A 13,166-nucleotide genomic window follows, 5' to 3' on the forward strand; every position below is an offset into this window, starting at 1 on the left:
CTACTGCGACTTGCGGACGCGCAGATACCATTCGGCGAGCAGGCGCACCTGTTTCTCGGTGTAGCCGCGCTCGACCATGCGGCGCACGAAGTCGTTGTGCTTCTGCTGCTCTTCCTTGCTGCCCTTGGCGTTGAAGCTGATCACCGGCAGCAGGTCTTCGGTGTTGGAGAACATCTTCTTCTCGATCACCGCGCGCAGCTTCTCGTAGGACAGCCACGACGGGTTCTTGCCGTTGTTGTTGGCCCGCGCGCGCAGCACGAAGTTGACGATCTCGTTGCGGAAGTCCTTCGGGTTGCTGATCCCGGCCGGTTTCTCGATCTTCTCCAGCTCCTCGTTGAGCGCGCCGCGGTTGAGGATCTCGCCGGTTTCCGGGTCGCGGTACTCCTGGTCCTGGATCCAGAAGTCGGCGTACAGCACGTAGCGGTCGAAGATGTTCTGCCCGTACTCGCTGTAGGACTCCAGGTACGCGGTCTGGATCTCCTTGCCGATGAACTCGACGTAGCGCGGCGCCAGGTATTCCTTGATGAAGCGCAGGTAGCGCTCGCGGGTTTCGGCGGGGAACTGTTCCTGCTCGATCTGCTGCTCCAGCACGTAGAGCAGGTGCACCGGGTTGGCCGCCACCTCGTGGGGATCGAAGTTGAACACCTTGGAGAGGATCTTGAAGGCGAAGCGGGTCGACAGGCCGGTCATACCCTCGTCGACGCCGGCAGCGTCGCGGTACTCCTGGATCGACTTGGCCTTGGGGTCGGTGTCCTTGAGGTTCTCGCCGTCGTAGACGCGCATCTTCGAGTAGATGTTGGAGTTGTCCGGCTCCTTCAGGCGGCTCAGTACGGAGAACTGGGCGAGCATCTTCAGGGTGTCTGGGGCGCAGTGGGCCTGGGCCAGGGAGCTGTTGACCAGCAGCTTGTCGTAGATCTTGATCTCGTCGGAGACGCGCAGGCAGTAGGGCACCTTGACGATATAGATGCGGTCGATGAACGCCTCGTTGTTCTTGTTGTTGCGGAAGCTGTGCCACTCGGCCTCGTTGGAGTGGGCCAGCAGGATGCCGCTGTAGGGAATCGCGCCGAGGCCCTCGGTGCTGTTGTAGTTGCCTTCCTGGGTGGCGGTCAGCAGCGGGTGCAGCACCTTGATCGGCGCCTTGAACATCTCGACGAACTCCATGATGCCCTGGTTGGCGCGGCACAGCGCGCCGGAGTAGCTGTAGGCGTCGGGGTCGTTCTGCGGGAATTCTTCCAGCTTGCGGATATCCACCTTGCCGACCAGCGCGGAGATGTCCTGGTTGTTCTCGTCGCCCGGCTCGGTTTTGGCGATGGCGATCTGGTTAAGGATCGACGGGTACAGCTTGACCACGCGGAACTTGCTGATGTCGCCGCCGAATTCGTTGAGCCGCTTGGTCGCCCAGGGCGACATGATCGAGCTCAGGTAGCGCTGCGGGATGCCGTACTCCTCTTCGAGGATCGCGCCGTCCTCGTCGGGGTTGAACAGCCCCAGCGGCGACTCGAACACCGGCGAGCCCTTGATGGCGTAGAAGGGGATGTGCTCCATCAGGTGTTTGAGCTTCTCGGCCAGCGAGGACTTGCCGCCGCCCACCGGACCGAGCAGGTAGAGGATCTGCTTCTTCTCCTCCAGGCCCTGGGCGGCGTGGCGGAAGTAGGAAACGATCTGGTCGATGCACTCTTCCATGCCGTGGAAGTCGGCGAAGGCCGGATAACGGCGGATCACCTTGTTGGAGAAGATCCGCGACAGCCGCGGGTCGCTGGCGGTGTCGACCAGTTGCGCCTCGCCGATGGCCTTGAGCATGCGCTCGGCGGCGCTGGCGTAGGCCATCGGGTCCTGTTTGCACAGGTCCAGGTACTCCTGCAGGGAGTACTCTTCCTGCCGCGTCGTTTCGTAGCGCTGCTGGAAGTGGCTGAAAATACTCATGACTTCACCTCGCTCGATGCCTGGGACCGGAGCGGGCCTCGGGCGGGCGCGAACAGGCAGGCGCAACGCCTGCCTCTCCCCCTCTCTCGACCCCCAATGGTCGTACTGCCTGCCTGGAAGCCGGTGGGCCGGCTTTCCTTCTGTGAAAAGTCTTGAGGCAAGCATAGACCCGCTTGGGCGGGTGTGCAGGCGATCTGCGTGGCGAGCGGCGCGCGCCGGTCAGTCGTCGAGGGCGGCGCGGTCGACGTCGTCCGGGTAGTGGCGGCACCACAGCTCGAAGCCTCCGTCCAGGCTGTAGACCTCGGCGAAGCCCTGGTGGGCGAGGTAGGCGGCGGCGCTCTGGCTGGAATTACCGTGGTAGCAGACCACCACCAGCGGCGCGTCGAAATCGGCAGCGGCGATGAAATCGGCCAGCGAGTGGTTGTCCAGGTGGCGCGCGCCGCGAATGTGGCCGCTGGCGAAGCTTTGCGGGTCGCGGATGTCGACCAGCACGGCGCCGTTCTGGCGCAGCTGCTGGGCGGTGACGGGGTCGATGCGCTGGAAGTCGCTCATGCGGGGTCCTTCTGACAACTGCAGGTATGGCGCTCGCCGCGGTCGACGTCGAGCAGGGTCAGGGCGCCGCCCCAGACGCAGCCGGAGTCGAGGGCCTGGACCCCAGGCTCGTCGCAGCGGCCTTCGAGGGCGGCCCAGTGGCCGAAAATGATCCGTTGGCCGCGCATGCGCCGCTCGGGGTGGCTGAACCAGGGGGCGAAGCCCTTGGGCGCGCTGCCCAGGCCTTCCTTGCTCTTCAGGTCGAGGCGGCCGTCGGCGGTGCAGAAGCGCATGCGGGTGAAGTAGTTGGTGATGGTGCGCAGGCGCGCCACACCGCGCAGCTCGCTGTTCCAGCGATCCGGCTCGTTGCCGTACATGCCGTCGAGGAACAGCGGCAGGCGCGCATCGTCGCGCAGCGCCTCCTCCACCTCGGCGGCGCGCTTGAGCGCCTTCTTCAGCGACCACGGCGGCGGGATGCCGGCATGCACCAGGGTGATTTGCCGCTCGGCGTCGTGATGCACCAGCGGCAGGCGGCGCAGCCAGTCGAGCAGGTCGTCGCGATCCGGCGCGTCGAGGATCTCGCGCAGGGTGTCGCCCTTCTTCAGCCGCTCGATGTTGTGCGCCACCGCCAGCAGGTGCAGGTCGTGGTTGCCCAGCACGCTGACCACCGAGTCGCGCATGGCGAACAGGAAGCGCAGAGTGTCCAGCGACTGCGGGCCGCGGTTGACCAGGTCGCCGACCAGCCACAGGCGGTCGCGCGCCGGGTCGAAGGCGACCCGGTCGAGCAGGCACTTGAGCGGGCCCAGGCAGCCCTGCACGTCGCCGACCGCGTACAGCGCCATCAGTGCAGCGCCCCGGGCACGGCCAGGCGGAACGGGCTGATCGGCGCATCGAAGCCATGGCCGTCGTCGGCCTGCATGCGGAAACTGCCGTGCATGCTGCCGACCGGGGTGGGCAGCATGCAGCCGCTGGTGTAGGTGTGGCTCTGTCCCGGTTCGAGGTGCGGCTGTTCGCCGACTACGCCGGCGCCGCGCACTTCCTGCACCTTGGCGTTGCCGTCGGTGATGATCCAGTGGCGGCTGAGCAGCTTGGCGGCGACCTCGCCGCGATTGTGCAGGGTGACCGTATAGGCGAAGGCGTAGCGTTCCTCGTCCGGCAACGACTGTTCGGGCAGGTGGCGGGAAACGACGTCGACGTCGATCTGGTAGCGCGGGTCGGCTGGGCTCATGGTGGCGGCTTCGAACTTGATGGAGGAAAGCTTAGTGATTCACTCGGGCTTTGTCTGCAGGGCCAGTTGATCGGCCAGACGCACGAAGGCGGCCAGATCGAGTTGCTCCGGGCGCAGGCTGCCGTCCACGCCGGCGGCTTCGATGGCCTGGGCGTCGAGCAGGTTCTTCAGGGTGTTGCGCAGGGTCTTGCGGCGCTGGTTGAAGGCTTCGCGGACCACCCGTTCGAGCAGGCGATGATCCTTGGCCGGGTGCGGCAGCACCGCATGAGGCACCAGACGGACGATCGCCGAGTCGACCTTGGGCGGCGGGTTGAAGGCGCCGGGGCCGACGTTGAACAGGTGCTCGACCCGGCAGTGGTACTGCACCATGATCGACAGGCGGCCCCAGTCGCCGCCGCCCGGCCCCGCGGCCATGCGTTCGACCACTTCCTTCTGCAGCATGAAGTGCATGTCCTCGATCACCGCCGCGTGGTCGAGGAGGTGGAAGATCAGCGGGGTGGAGATGTTGTAGGGCAGGTTGCCGACCACCCGCAGCTTCTCGCCGCCCTCGACCAGGCTGGCGAAGTCGAACTTCAGCGCATCGCCCTGGTGCAGGGTGAACTTCGGATCGAGGCCGAAGCGCATCTTCAGCAGCGGGATCAGGTCCTGGTCCAGCTCGATGACGTCGAGACGCGCATCGCTGCCCAGCAGGCCCTCGGTGATCGCGCCCTGGCCGGGGCCGATCTCCAGCAGGTGCTGATCGGGACGGGCGTGGATGGCACGCAGGATGCGGTGGATGATCCCGGCGTCGTGCAGGAAGTTCTGACCGAAACGCTTGCGCGCGCGGTGTTGGTAGAGTTCGGACATGGGACGGCTCCAGGCTTCGGGCCGCAGGCGCGAAGCGAATGCACAAAGGGGCGCAGTTTAACAGCGAAACAGCGCCGGGTGCCGGAGGGCACCGGGCGGAGCGGTGCATGGGCAAGACTTTTTCCCGGCCATGCAGCGGGTTAAGCTCGCCGCTCACCTACTGCGCAGCGGTCGGCATTGCCTGCCCCTGCCACCACTCAAGGATCGAACCATGCCCTGCCGTCCCCTCCGCTGCCTGCCGCTGCTCCTCGCCGGCGTCCTCGCTCCGGCGCTGGCCGACGACGCGCCGGCCTACACCCGCTGCATGGACGCCGCCGGCGGCGTGACCAGCTCCATGCTCGACTGCATCGCTGCCGAACTGGGCGCGCAGGACGTCCGCCTCAACCGCAGCTACCGGGCCGCCATGGGGACACTCGGCGCCGACCAGCAGACCCGGCTGCGCGACGCGCAGCGCCTGTGGATCCAGTACCGCGACGCCAACTGCACGCTGCTGGGCAGCCTCACCGGCGGCAGCATTGACCGGATCAACGGCGCCGCCTGTCTGCTGGGCATGACCCGGGAGCGGGCTGATGAGTTGGCTCAGATCGGGGAGGGCTGGTGATGGATGAGGAAACCATGACATTCGGTATCGCCGACCCGCTCTACCCGCAGGCCGCCGCCATGCTGCCTGCGGACGAGGTCATGCCGGTGAGCTTCCTGCAGCGCCGGTTGCGCATCGGGTATCATCGGGCGCTGCGCCTGAGCGAGGCGATCCGGGGGCGGGACACGCCTGCGCAAACCACCGCGGCCAAGGCCGGGCACGATCCCGAAGCGCTCTGACTTGGCGGGTTCCGGGGTGTCGGGAAGGTAATGGGCGGATCCACTCCCAGGGTTGGCAGCGCGCGCAGCGATCATCCGGTGGCGGGCGGGCGGGCGGGCGGGCTGAGCTTGGCAGAGGCGTGCTGCGCGAGTCCTCAGCGCAGCTGCAATCGGGGACGCCCCCGATCACGCACTCATCTGATAGGCGGTTTCCAGCGCCACCTGCAGGCTGCCGGTATCGACCCGACCGCTGCCGGCCAGGTCCAGGGCGGTGCCGTGGTCGACCGAGGTCCGCACGATGGGCAGGCCAAGGGTGACGTTGACCGCGGCGCCGAAGCCCTTGTACTTGAGCACCGGTAGGCCCTGGTCGTGGTACATGGCCAGCACCGCGTCGCAGTGCTCCAGGTGCTTGGGGGTGAACAGCGTGTCGGCCGGCAGCGGGCCGACCAGATCGAGGCCTTCGCCGCGCAGCTGCGCCAGGGTCGGCTCGATCACCTCGATTTCCTCGCGGCCCAGGTGGCCGCCTTCGCCGGCGTGCGGGTTGAGGCCGCAGACCAGGATGCGTGGCCTGGCGATGCCGAACTTGCCGCGCAGGTCGGCGTCTAGGATGCGCGCCACCCGGGCCAGGCGTTCGGGCGTGATGGCGTCGGCCACCGCGCGCAGCGGCAGATGGGTGGTCACCAGGGCCACGCGCAGGCCGCGGGTGGCCAGCATCATCACCACCTGTTCGGTACGGGTCAGCTCGGCGAGGAACTCGGTGTGCCCGGAGAAGGGGATGCCGGCCTCGTTGATCACGCCCTTGTGCACCGGCGCGGTGATCATCCCGGCGAAGTTGCCGTTGACGCAGCCGTTGCCGGCGCGCAGCAGGGTTTCCAGCACATAGCCGGCGTTGCGCGCATCGAGCTGGCCGGCGACCGCTGGCACGGCCAGCGGGGTGTCCCAGACGTACAGGCTACCGGCCGGCGCCGGGCTATCCGGCCAGGCGCCGGGGCCGACCTCGAGCAGCTCGATGGCCAGCCCCAGCTGCACGGCGCGCGCGGCCAGCAGGGCGCGACTGGCGACCGCGACCAGCGCGTGCGGCTGGGCCTGGCGGGCCAGCAGCAGGCACAGGTCGGGGCCGATGCCGGCCGGCTCGCCGGGCGTCAGGGCGAAGCGCCGCACTGCACTCACAGGCGGGTTTCCACGTAGGCTTCGTCGCGGATCTGGCGCAGCCAGTTCTGCAGCTCTTCCTCGTACTTGCGGTTGCGCAGCAGGTTGAGCGCCTGCTGTTCGCGGGCTTCGCCGCTGGCGTCGCTGCTGCGCCGGTCGAGCACTTCCAGCACATGCCAGCCGAACGGGCTGCGGAACGGCTGCGACAGTTCGCCGATGCGGCTGGCGGCCATCACTTCGCGGAACTCGGGGACCAGCGCGTTCGGGTCGATCCAGTTCAGCTCGCCGCCGTTGAGGGCGGAGCCCGGGTCTTCGGAGAAGCTCTTGGCCAGGGTGGCGAAGTCCTCGCCGTCGCGCAGGCGCTGGTACAGGCGCGCGGCCAGCTCGCGGGTTTCCGCGTCGCTGCGGATCTCGCTGGGCTTGAGCAGGATGTGGCGCACGCGCACTTCCTCGCGGACCACGCCCTGCTCGCCGCCGCGCTTGTCGAGCAGCTTGAGGAGGATGAAGCCGGGCGGCGTGCGCAGCGGTTCGCTGACTTCGCCGACCCGCATCTGGCCGAGCATCGCGTCGAACGGCGGCGGCAGCTGGGCGGCCTTGCGCCAGCCGATCTCGCCGCCGTCCAGGGCGTTCTCGCTGGCCGAGTTGGCCACCGCCAAGCGGGCGAAGTCGGCACCGCGCTGCAGTTGGGCGTAGAGGTCGCGGGCGCGCTGTTCGGCGCGCTGGATGTCGGCGGGCGAGGCGCCTTCGGCGAGGGGGACGAGGATGTTGGCCAGGCGATATTCCTCGCCCAGCTGCAGCTTGCCGAGGTCGGAGGCGAGGAAGTTCTGCACTTCCTGCTCGCTGACCTGCACGCGCTCGGCGACCCGGCGCTGGCGCACGCGGCTGATCACCAGCTCGCGGCGCACCTGCTCGCGGGCGTCCTCGTAGGACAGGCCGTCGCGCGCCAGGGCGGCGCGGAACTGCTCGAGGCTGAGGTTGTTGCGCTGCGCGATGGTGGCCAGCGCCTGGTTCAGTTCCTCGTCGCCGATGCGGATGCCCGAGCGCTCGCCGAGCTGCAACTGCAGGTTCTCGACGATCAGCCGCTCCAGCACCTGGGCGGCCAGGGCGTCGCCGGGCGGCAGCTCGCCGCCGCGGCGGGCGAGGTTCTGGCGCACCTCGTCGAGGCGCTGCTGCAGCTGGCTGTGCATGATCACGTCGTTGTCGACGATGGCCACCACCCGGTCCAGCGGTCGCACCTCGGCATGGGCCGTGGCGCAGAGCAGCAGGGCGCCGAGGGCGAGCGGGCGCAGACTATCGATAAGCTTGTTCTTCACGTTCACGGTAACCTTGAATGCCTTGGTCGAGGAAGGACTCTACCTTGTTGCCGACGACGCCACCGAGGCCCTTGAGGACGATCTGCAGGAAGATGCCGCGATCCGCCTCGTCGTTGACGTCCGGGTTGAGGCTGGTCTCGTCGTAGTCGATCCAGTAGCGGTTGATCAGGCGCAGCTTCCAGCAGCAGCTGTCGTACTCGAAACCGCCCATGGCTTCCAGAGTGCGGTTGCGGTTGTAGTCGTGCTGCCAGCGGGCGATCACGCTCCACTGCGGGGCGAGCGGCCAGATGGTCGAGACGTCGTGCTGCTGGATCTTGTAGTAGTCCTTGATGTAGCCGGGGGTACCGGGGGTGCCGAAGTCGCCGCCGTAGGTCCAGTTGCCGCTGGCCTGGTCGTAGCGCATGGTGTCGTTGCGGTAACGATAGCCGGCGTTGATCACCTTGCCCGGATTGGCTTCGGGCTGGTAGTGGAACATCAGGCTGCCCGAGCGGGTGCGGTGGACGTCCGGATCCCAGTTGAAGTCCGAGCTCAGCCGCCAGTCGCGGTTGAAGCGGTACAGGTACTGCAGGGCATAGGGCGACTGCGAGGCGGTGGCATCGGCGCGGGTGCGGTAGTCGATGCCCGGCATCTGCACCTTGCGGTCCTCGAAGTGGAAAGCCTGACCGAGGCTGACGACCTGGCGCTCGAAACCGTTGGCCTCGATCCAGCGGCTGGTCGCGCCCAGCGACAGGCGGTTCTCGTCGCCGATGCGGTCGCGGCCGGAGAAGCGGTTGTCGCGCCACAGCGAGGCGTAGCTGAAGCTGCTCTCGCCGCTGTCGAAGATCGGGATGTCGGTCTGGTCTTCTTCAGGTACGTACAGGTAGAAGGCGCGCGGTTCGAAGGTCTGGCGGGTACCCTGGCCGAACCAGCTGGTGGTGCGGTCGAAGTACAGGCCGCCGTCGAGACTGTAGATCGGCACCTGGCGATCCAGGCTGCTCTGGTAGGTCTGCTCGGCCAGCAGGCTGCCCTTGCCACGCTGGTCGAGGTCCAGGTCGTAGCGGGTGTAGGCGTACTTGACCTGCGGGGTGAGGAAGCCCCAGCTGGTGCTCAGCGGCAGGCTGAGGCCCGGCTCGACGTGCAGGCGGTCGCCGTTGGCGCGGGCCAGGCCGCGCAGGTTGTTGTCGTACCAGGGAGCGGTGTTGCCGTCCTTGTCGACGAAGCTGCCGCTGCGCAGATCGCGCTCGAAGCGCACCCATTCGCCGGCGTAGCCCAGGCGTAGGCCGCCCGGCTGGAACGGCAGGGCGCCGTCGATGGACAGCTGCGGCAGGCGGTCGTAGGGAGTGATGTCGACGACGCTGGTCGGCTCGTAGGCGTGCAGGTTGAGCCGCGCGGTATAGCTATCGCCGCGGTAGCTCAGGCCGGCGCGCTGATCGAGGAAGTTCGGCTGGTCGATGTCCAGGTCGGTGTCCAGATCCTGGAAGTAGTAGGGGTCGCTGATGTCGGTGTAGTCGAGTTCGGCGAGCCAGCGCGAATCCAGGCCGGTGGTGTGCTGCCAGCTGTACATCCAGCGCTGGTCTTCGTAGTCCGACTGCAGCTTGCGCTCGTCGTCCTGGTCGTTCAGCCAGGCGCCGCCGAGCTGGCCCTCGCTGCTTGGCGTCAGGTAGCGGAACTCGCCCTCCATCAGCAGGCCGCGGTCGGCCATCAGGGTCGGGTACAGGGTGGCGTCGAAGTTCGGTGCCAGGTTGAAGTAGTAGGGCGTTTGTACGCTGAAGCCGCTATCGCTGGAGCTGCTGAAGCTCGGCGCGAGGAAGCCGGACTGGCGGCGGTCGTCGATCGGGAAATAGATGTACGGGGTGTAGAACACCGGTACGTCCTTGACCCGCAGCGTCACGTTGGTGGCGGTGCCGAAGCCGGTGGCCGGGTTCAGCTTGATGTTGTTGCCTTTCAGCTGCCAGGCGTTGTTGCCCGGCTCGCAGCGGGTGTAGGTGCCGTTCTTGAGGCGCACCACCGCATCGTCCTGGCGCTTGATGTATTGCGCGTCGCCGCGCGCGCGCGCCGCATGCACCACGTATTCGGCGTTGTCGACCTCGGCCTCGCCGTTGTCCAGTTGCACCTGGGCGCTGTCGCCGACCACCAGGAAGCCCTTGTCGCGCAGGCGTACGTTGCCTTGCAGCTCGCCGCGGCCGGTCTGCTGGTTGAGGCTGGCCTCGTCGGCCTGGGCCTGCAGACTGCCCTGACGCAGCACCACGTCGCCGGCCAGGGTGGTGGTCTCGCTCTGCTGGTCGTAGCGCGAGGCGCGGGCGGAAACGAAGGTCGGCGACTCGTCGGCCGGTGTGCGGTCGTCCATGCCCGGGCGCAGCGGCTCGACATAGTCGCCGGCGCAGTAGGGGGCGATTTCCGCGCGCTGGGCCTCGCTCAGCTGCTCGCGCGGCACCCAGTCCAGGTGGCTGTAGTCGGCGCTGCGTGCGGCGACGCTACGCTCGGCGGTGGCCGGTGCGGACGTGCTCGCCGGGGTTGCCGCCGTTGGCTCGGCGGCGACCGGTGCCTGCGGGCGTGGCGGCAGGGCGGCCGGGGCGCTTTTCGGCGTGCAGGCCCAGGCTCCGCTGGCCGAGGCCCGGCAGTCGAACTGCTCGGCGGCCTGCAGAAGAGGCGCGGAACCCAGGGCCAGCAGGCTGCCGGTGACCAGGAGGGGAAACTTTCTACGGAACAGCGGGGGGGTGAGAGCCATCTTTATGGGTATCCGGGCTTCCTGCGCGCCAACAGCCTGTGCGGCCGCACGCCTTTCGATGGGCTGGAGTAAGATTCGCGATGATAAATCAATGCGTCACGCAACGGCTAGCGTGCAAGGGGAGCCCTGAAATGTCTGTGGATGGTCGATTGGAAGGTCTCGAGGCCTGGTTGCACACCTGCCTGCCGGCGCTGTTCGTCGCCCGCGGCTGGGGCGTGCCGGGCGCGGCGCGGCTCACCCCGGCGAGCAGCGATGCCAGCTTCCGCCGCTACTTCCGCTGGGAGGACGGCGCACGCAGTCTGATCGTCATGGACGCGCCGCCGCCTCAGGAGGATTGCCGGCCGTTCGTCAAGGTCGCCAGCCTGCTCGCCGGGGCCGGCGTGCATGTGCCGGAAATCCTCGCCGCCGACCTCGATCGGGGCTACCTGCTGCTGCCCGATCTCGGCCGGCAGACCTACCTGGAGGTGATCGACGAGGGCAACGCCGACGCCCTGTTCGAGGATGCCCTCAAGGCGCTGGTGGCCTTCCAGCGCCTGCCGGTCGAGGGCCTGCTGCCGGCCTACGACGAAGCCCTGCTGCGCCGCGAGCTGCAGCTGTTCCCCGACTGGTACCTGGCCCGGCACCTGGGCGTGACCCTGGCGGGCGAAGCGCTGGTCGCCTGGGAGCGCACCTGCGAGCTGCTGGTCGCCAGCGCCCTGGACCAGCCGCGGGTGCTGGTGCATCGCGACTACATGCCGCGCAACCTGATGCTGAGCAGTCCCAACCCCGGCGTGCTGGACTTCCAGGACGCGGTGTTCGGCCCGGTCACCTACGACGTCACCTGCCTGTTCAAGGACGCCTTCCTCAGCTGGCCCGAGGCGCGCGTCGAGGCCTGGCTGCGCCGCTACTGGCAGCTGGCGCAGGAGGCCGGCATTCCGCTGCCGGAGTCCTTCGAGGCGTTCCGGCGTGCCAGCGACCTGATGGGCGCGCAGCGCCACCTCAAGGTGATCGGCATCTTCGCGCGCATCTGCCACCGCGACGGCAAGCCGAAGTACCTGGGCGACGTGCCGCGCTTCTTCGCCTACCTGGACACGGTGATCGCCCGTCGCCCCGAGCTGGCGCCGCTCGGCGAACTGCTCGCCGGCCTGCCGAAGGAGCCTGCCGCATGAGGGCGATGATCCTCGCCGCCGGCAAGGGCGAGCGCATGCGCCCGCTGACCCTGCACACCCCCAAGCCGCTGCTGCCGGTCGGCGGCATGCCGCTGATCGAGCACCATATCCGCGCCCTGGCCGCCGCCGGCTTCACCGAGCTGGTGATCAACCACGCCTGGCTCGGCCAGCAGATCGAGGACTACCTCGGCGACGGCGCGCGCTTCGGCGTGTCCATCGCCTTCTCCGCCGAGGGCGAGCCGCTGGAGACCGGCGGCGGCATCCGCCGCGCCCTGCCGCTGCTCGGCGAGGCACCTTTCCTGCTGGTCAACGGCGATGTCTGGACCGACTACCCGTTCGCCGACCTGCGCCGCCCGCTCGACGGCCTGGCCCATCTGGTGCTGGTCGACAACCCGGCCCATCACCCCGCCGGCGACTTCCGCCTGCAGGGCGGGCGGGCCGAGCCGCGCGGCGCGCAGCCCGGGCTGACCTACAGCGGCATCGCCGTGCTCGACCCGGCGCTGTTCGCCGGCTGCCCGGCGGGTGCCTTCAAGCTGGCGCCGCTGCTGGTCGAGGCGATGGGCCGCGGCGCGGTCGGTGGCGAGCACTACCGTGGCCAGTGGGTGGATGTCGGCACCGTCGAGCGCCTCGCCGAGGTCGAGCGGCGGCTGGCGGAGCGCCGCTGATGCTCTGGCCGGGCAGCGTTCTGGGCGGGCTGGCCGGCTTCGCCGTCGCCGGCCTGCCCGGCGTGCTGCTCGGCGGGCTGTGCGGCCACTGGCTGGACCGGCGCCTGCAGCTGCAGGGCTGGGCCGACTTGCGCGAACGCCTGGCCGGGCAGGGCGAGGGGGTGCTCGATGCCATGCAGCTGATGCAGCTGCTCGGTCGTCTGGCGGCGGTCAATCCCGCCCAGGCGGTGGCGCAGCGCCGCCAGCTGCGCCACGCCGCCCAGCGCGCCGGGCTGGCCGAGGCGGCGGCGCTGCTGGCCTTCGAGCGCGGCCGGCGCGGCGCCAGCGTCGAGCCGCTGCTGCGGCGCCTGCGCCAGCGTCCGGCGCGCAGCGATACCGTGTTGCGCGCCGCCTGGCGGATGGCCTGGGCCGGCGACTGCTGCGCGCCCGCGGCCCGCGCGTTGCTCGCCGTCTGGGCCGCCGAGCTGGGCTGCAGCGCCGAGCATCTGGCGCGACTCGAATGCCAGGCGCTGGGCCGCCTGCTGCCGGCGCCGCAGGCCGACGACGAGTACCGGGCGGCGCTGCGCCTGCTCGGTGTCGACGCCGACACGCCGCCGGCGGCGATGCGCCAGGCCTACCGGCGCCTGCGCAGCCGGCACCACCCGGACAAGCTCGGTCGCGCCGATCCCGAGCGTCTGGCCGTCGCCACCGAGCACAGCCGCCGGCTGCGCGCCGCCTGGGAGCTGCTGCGCGAGCGTCACGACCTGCGCTGAGCGCGCGCCCGCTCCGCGCCCCGGACGATGGCCCGCCGGGCGGGTTACAATCGCCCCGCTTCGCTCCGCAGCCGAGTTGGTTGCCCCCTTTCGTCCAGATTCGCCC

13 protein-coding genes are annotated in these 13,166 nt (G+C 69.0%); 5 read left to right on the forward strand and 8 right to left on the reverse strand.

Features of this window, described 5'->3' with window-relative positions; genetic code table 11:
• The 5 genes from BLU22_RS06205 to rsmA all read right to left on the reverse strand — a co-directional run bounded on the left by BLU22_RS06205 (position 1) and on the right by rsmA (position 4,528).
• Positions 1-1,923, reverse strand: a complete 1,923-nt coding sequence (locus BLU22_RS06205) for a PrkA family serine protein kinase (protein ID WP_090212952.1) — start codon at positions 1,921-1,923, stop codon at positions 1-3.
• Between the two features lie 219 nt (positions 1,924-2,142).
• Positions 2,143-2,475, reverse strand: a complete 333-nt coding sequence (glpE, locus tag BLU22_RS06210) for a thiosulfate sulfurtransferase GlpE (protein WP_090212953.1) — start codon at positions 2,473-2,475, stop codon at positions 2,143-2,145.
• Positions 2,472-3,296, reverse strand: coding sequence for a symmetrical bis(5'-nucleosyl)-tetraphosphatase (locus BLU22_RS06215; RefSeq protein ID WP_090212955.1), 825 nt, complete (start codon positions 3,294-3,296; stop codon positions 2,472-2,474). Before BLU22_RS06215 ends, glpE begins: the two co-directional genes overlap by 4 nt.
• Positions 3,296-3,682 carry a Co2+/Mg2+ efflux protein ApaG gene (apaG, locus tag BLU22_RS06220; RefSeq protein ID WP_090212956.1) on the reverse strand — a complete coding sequence of 129 codons (387 nt, stop codon included), beginning with the start codon at positions 3,680-3,682 and terminating at the stop codon, positions 3,296-3,298. The genes BLU22_RS06215 and apaG overlap by 1 nt, the downstream gene beginning before the upstream one ends.
• A 39-nt stretch (positions 3,683-3,721) precedes the next feature.
• Complete coding sequence (rsmA, locus tag BLU22_RS06225) at positions 3,722-4,528, reverse strand: 16S rRNA (adenine(1518)-N(6)/adenine(1519)-N(6))-dimethyltransferase RsmA (protein ID WP_090212958.1); 807 nt, start codon at positions 4,526-4,528, stop codon at positions 3,722-3,724.
• A gap of 211 nt (positions 4,529-4,739) precedes the next feature.
• Here rsmA and BLU22_RS06230 point away from each other — a divergent pair, with 211 nt between their 5' ends.
• Positions 4,740-5,129 (forward strand): lysozyme inhibitor LprI family protein, encoded by a 390-nt coding sequence (locus BLU22_RS06230; RefSeq protein WP_173867169.1) that lies wholly within the window; start codon positions 4,740-4,742, stop codon positions 5,127-5,129.
• The gene (locus BLU22_RS06235) at positions 5,129-5,347 is read left to right on the forward strand and encodes a DNA translocase FtsK (protein ID WP_090212960.1); all 219 of its coding nucleotides are present in this window, start codon (positions 5,129-5,131) and stop codon (positions 5,345-5,347) included. The genes BLU22_RS06230 and BLU22_RS06235 overlap by 1 nt, the downstream gene beginning before the upstream one ends.
• Before the next feature lie 165 nt (positions 5,348-5,512).
• On the opposite strand, the gene pdxA is transcribed toward BLU22_RS06235, so the two are convergent.
• Genes pdxA through BLU22_RS06250 form a run of 3 tightly spaced genes read right to left on the reverse strand, consistent with a single transcriptional unit; the run spans position 5,513 to position 10,495 of the window.
• Complete coding sequence (gene pdxA, locus BLU22_RS06240) at positions 5,513-6,487, reverse strand: 4-hydroxythreonine-4-phosphate dehydrogenase PdxA (protein WP_177343871.1); 975 nt, start codon at positions 6,485-6,487, stop codon at positions 5,513-5,515.
• A 5-nt stretch (positions 6,488-6,492) separates the two neighbouring features.
• A complete protein-coding gene (locus BLU22_RS06245; RefSeq protein WP_090212963.1) occupies positions 6,493-7,794 on the reverse strand; it encodes a peptidylprolyl isomerase in 1,302 nt (433 codons plus the stop codon).
• Positions 7,766-10,495, reverse strand: a complete 2,730-nt coding sequence (locus tag BLU22_RS06250; protein ID WP_090212964.1) for an LPS-assembly protein LptD — start codon at positions 10,493-10,495, stop codon at positions 7,766-7,768. The genes BLU22_RS06245 and BLU22_RS06250 overlap by 29 nt, the downstream gene beginning before the upstream one ends.
• Before the next feature lie 131 nt (positions 10,496-10,626).
• On the opposite strand from BLU22_RS06250, the gene BLU22_RS06255 reads away from it, so the two are divergent.
• From BLU22_RS06255 to BLU22_RS06265, 3 genes are read left to right on the forward strand one after another with little or no spacing between them, the layout of a single operon-like run.
• Positions 10,627-11,643 (forward strand): aminoglycoside phosphotransferase family protein, encoded by a 1,017-nt coding sequence (locus BLU22_RS06255; protein ID WP_090212966.1) that lies wholly within the window; start codon positions 10,627-10,629, stop codon positions 11,641-11,643.
• Entirely contained in the window at positions 11,640-12,308 is a 669-nt protein-coding gene (murU, locus tag BLU22_RS06260) for an N-acetylmuramate alpha-1-phosphate uridylyltransferase MurU (RefSeq protein WP_090212967.1), read from the forward strand. The genes BLU22_RS06255 and murU overlap by 4 nt, the downstream gene beginning before the upstream one ends.
• Positions 12,308-13,060: a co-chaperone DjlA gene (locus BLU22_RS06265; protein ID WP_090212969.1), complete on the forward strand. Its 753-nt coding sequence runs from the start codon at positions 12,308-12,310 to the stop codon at positions 13,058-13,060. Before murU ends, BLU22_RS06265 begins: the two co-directional genes overlap by 1 nt.
• Positions 13,061-13,166: the final 106 nt, after the last annotated feature.

The sequence above is a fragment of the Pseudomonas guangdongensis genome (assembly GCF_900105885.1).
Classification (GTDB): Bacteria; Pseudomonadota; Gammaproteobacteria; order Pseudomonadales; family Pseudomonadaceae; genus Geopseudomonas; species Geopseudomonas guangdongensis.

What these genes read in the sequence shown, in the direction of transcription:
- BLU22_RS06205 (WP_090212952.1), bottom strand. Translation starts at nt 1,923, where the DNA reads ATGAGTATTTTCAGCCACTTCCAGCAGCGCTACGAAACGACGCGGCAG.
- glpE (WP_090212953.1), bottom strand. Translation starts at nt 2,475, where the DNA reads ATGAGCGACTTCCAGCGCATCGACCCCGTCACCGCCCAGCAGCTGCGC.
- BLU22_RS06215 (WP_090212955.1), bottom strand. Translation starts at nt 3,296, where the DNA reads ATGGCGCTGTACGCGGTCGGCGACGTGCAGGGCTGCCTGGGCCCGCTC.
- apaG (WP_090212956.1), bottom strand. Translation starts at nt 3,682, where the DNA reads ATGAGCCCAGCCGACCCGCGCTACCAGATCGACGTCGACGTCGTTTCC.
- rsmA (WP_090212958.1), bottom strand. Translation starts at nt 4,528, where the DNA reads ATGTCCGAACTCTACCAACACCGCGCGCGCAAGCGTTTCGGTCAGAAC.
- BLU22_RS06230 (WP_173867169.1), top strand. Translation starts at nt 4,740, where the DNA reads ATGCCCTGCCGTCCCCTCCGCTGCCTGCCGCTGCTCCTCGCCGGCGTC.
- BLU22_RS06235 (WP_090212960.1), top strand. Translation starts at nt 5,129, where the DNA reads ATGGATGAGGAAACCATGACATTCGGTATCGCCGACCCGCTCTACCCG.
- BLU22_RS06250 (WP_090212964.1), bottom strand. Translation starts at nt 10,495, where the DNA reads ATGGCTCTCACCCCCCCGCTGTTCCGTAGAAAGTTTCCCCTCCTGGTC.
- BLU22_RS06255 (WP_090212966.1), top strand. Translation starts at nt 10,627, where the DNA reads ATGTCTGTGGATGGTCGATTGGAAGGTCTCGAGGCCTGGTTGCACACC.
- murU (WP_090212967.1), top strand. Translation starts at nt 11,640, where the DNA reads ATGAGGGCGATGATCCTCGCCGCCGGCAAGGGCGAGCGCATGCGCCCG.
- BLU22_RS06265 (WP_090212969.1), top strand. Translation starts at nt 12,308, where the DNA reads ATGCTCTGGCCGGGCAGCGTTCTGGGCGGGCTGGCCGGCTTCGCCGTC.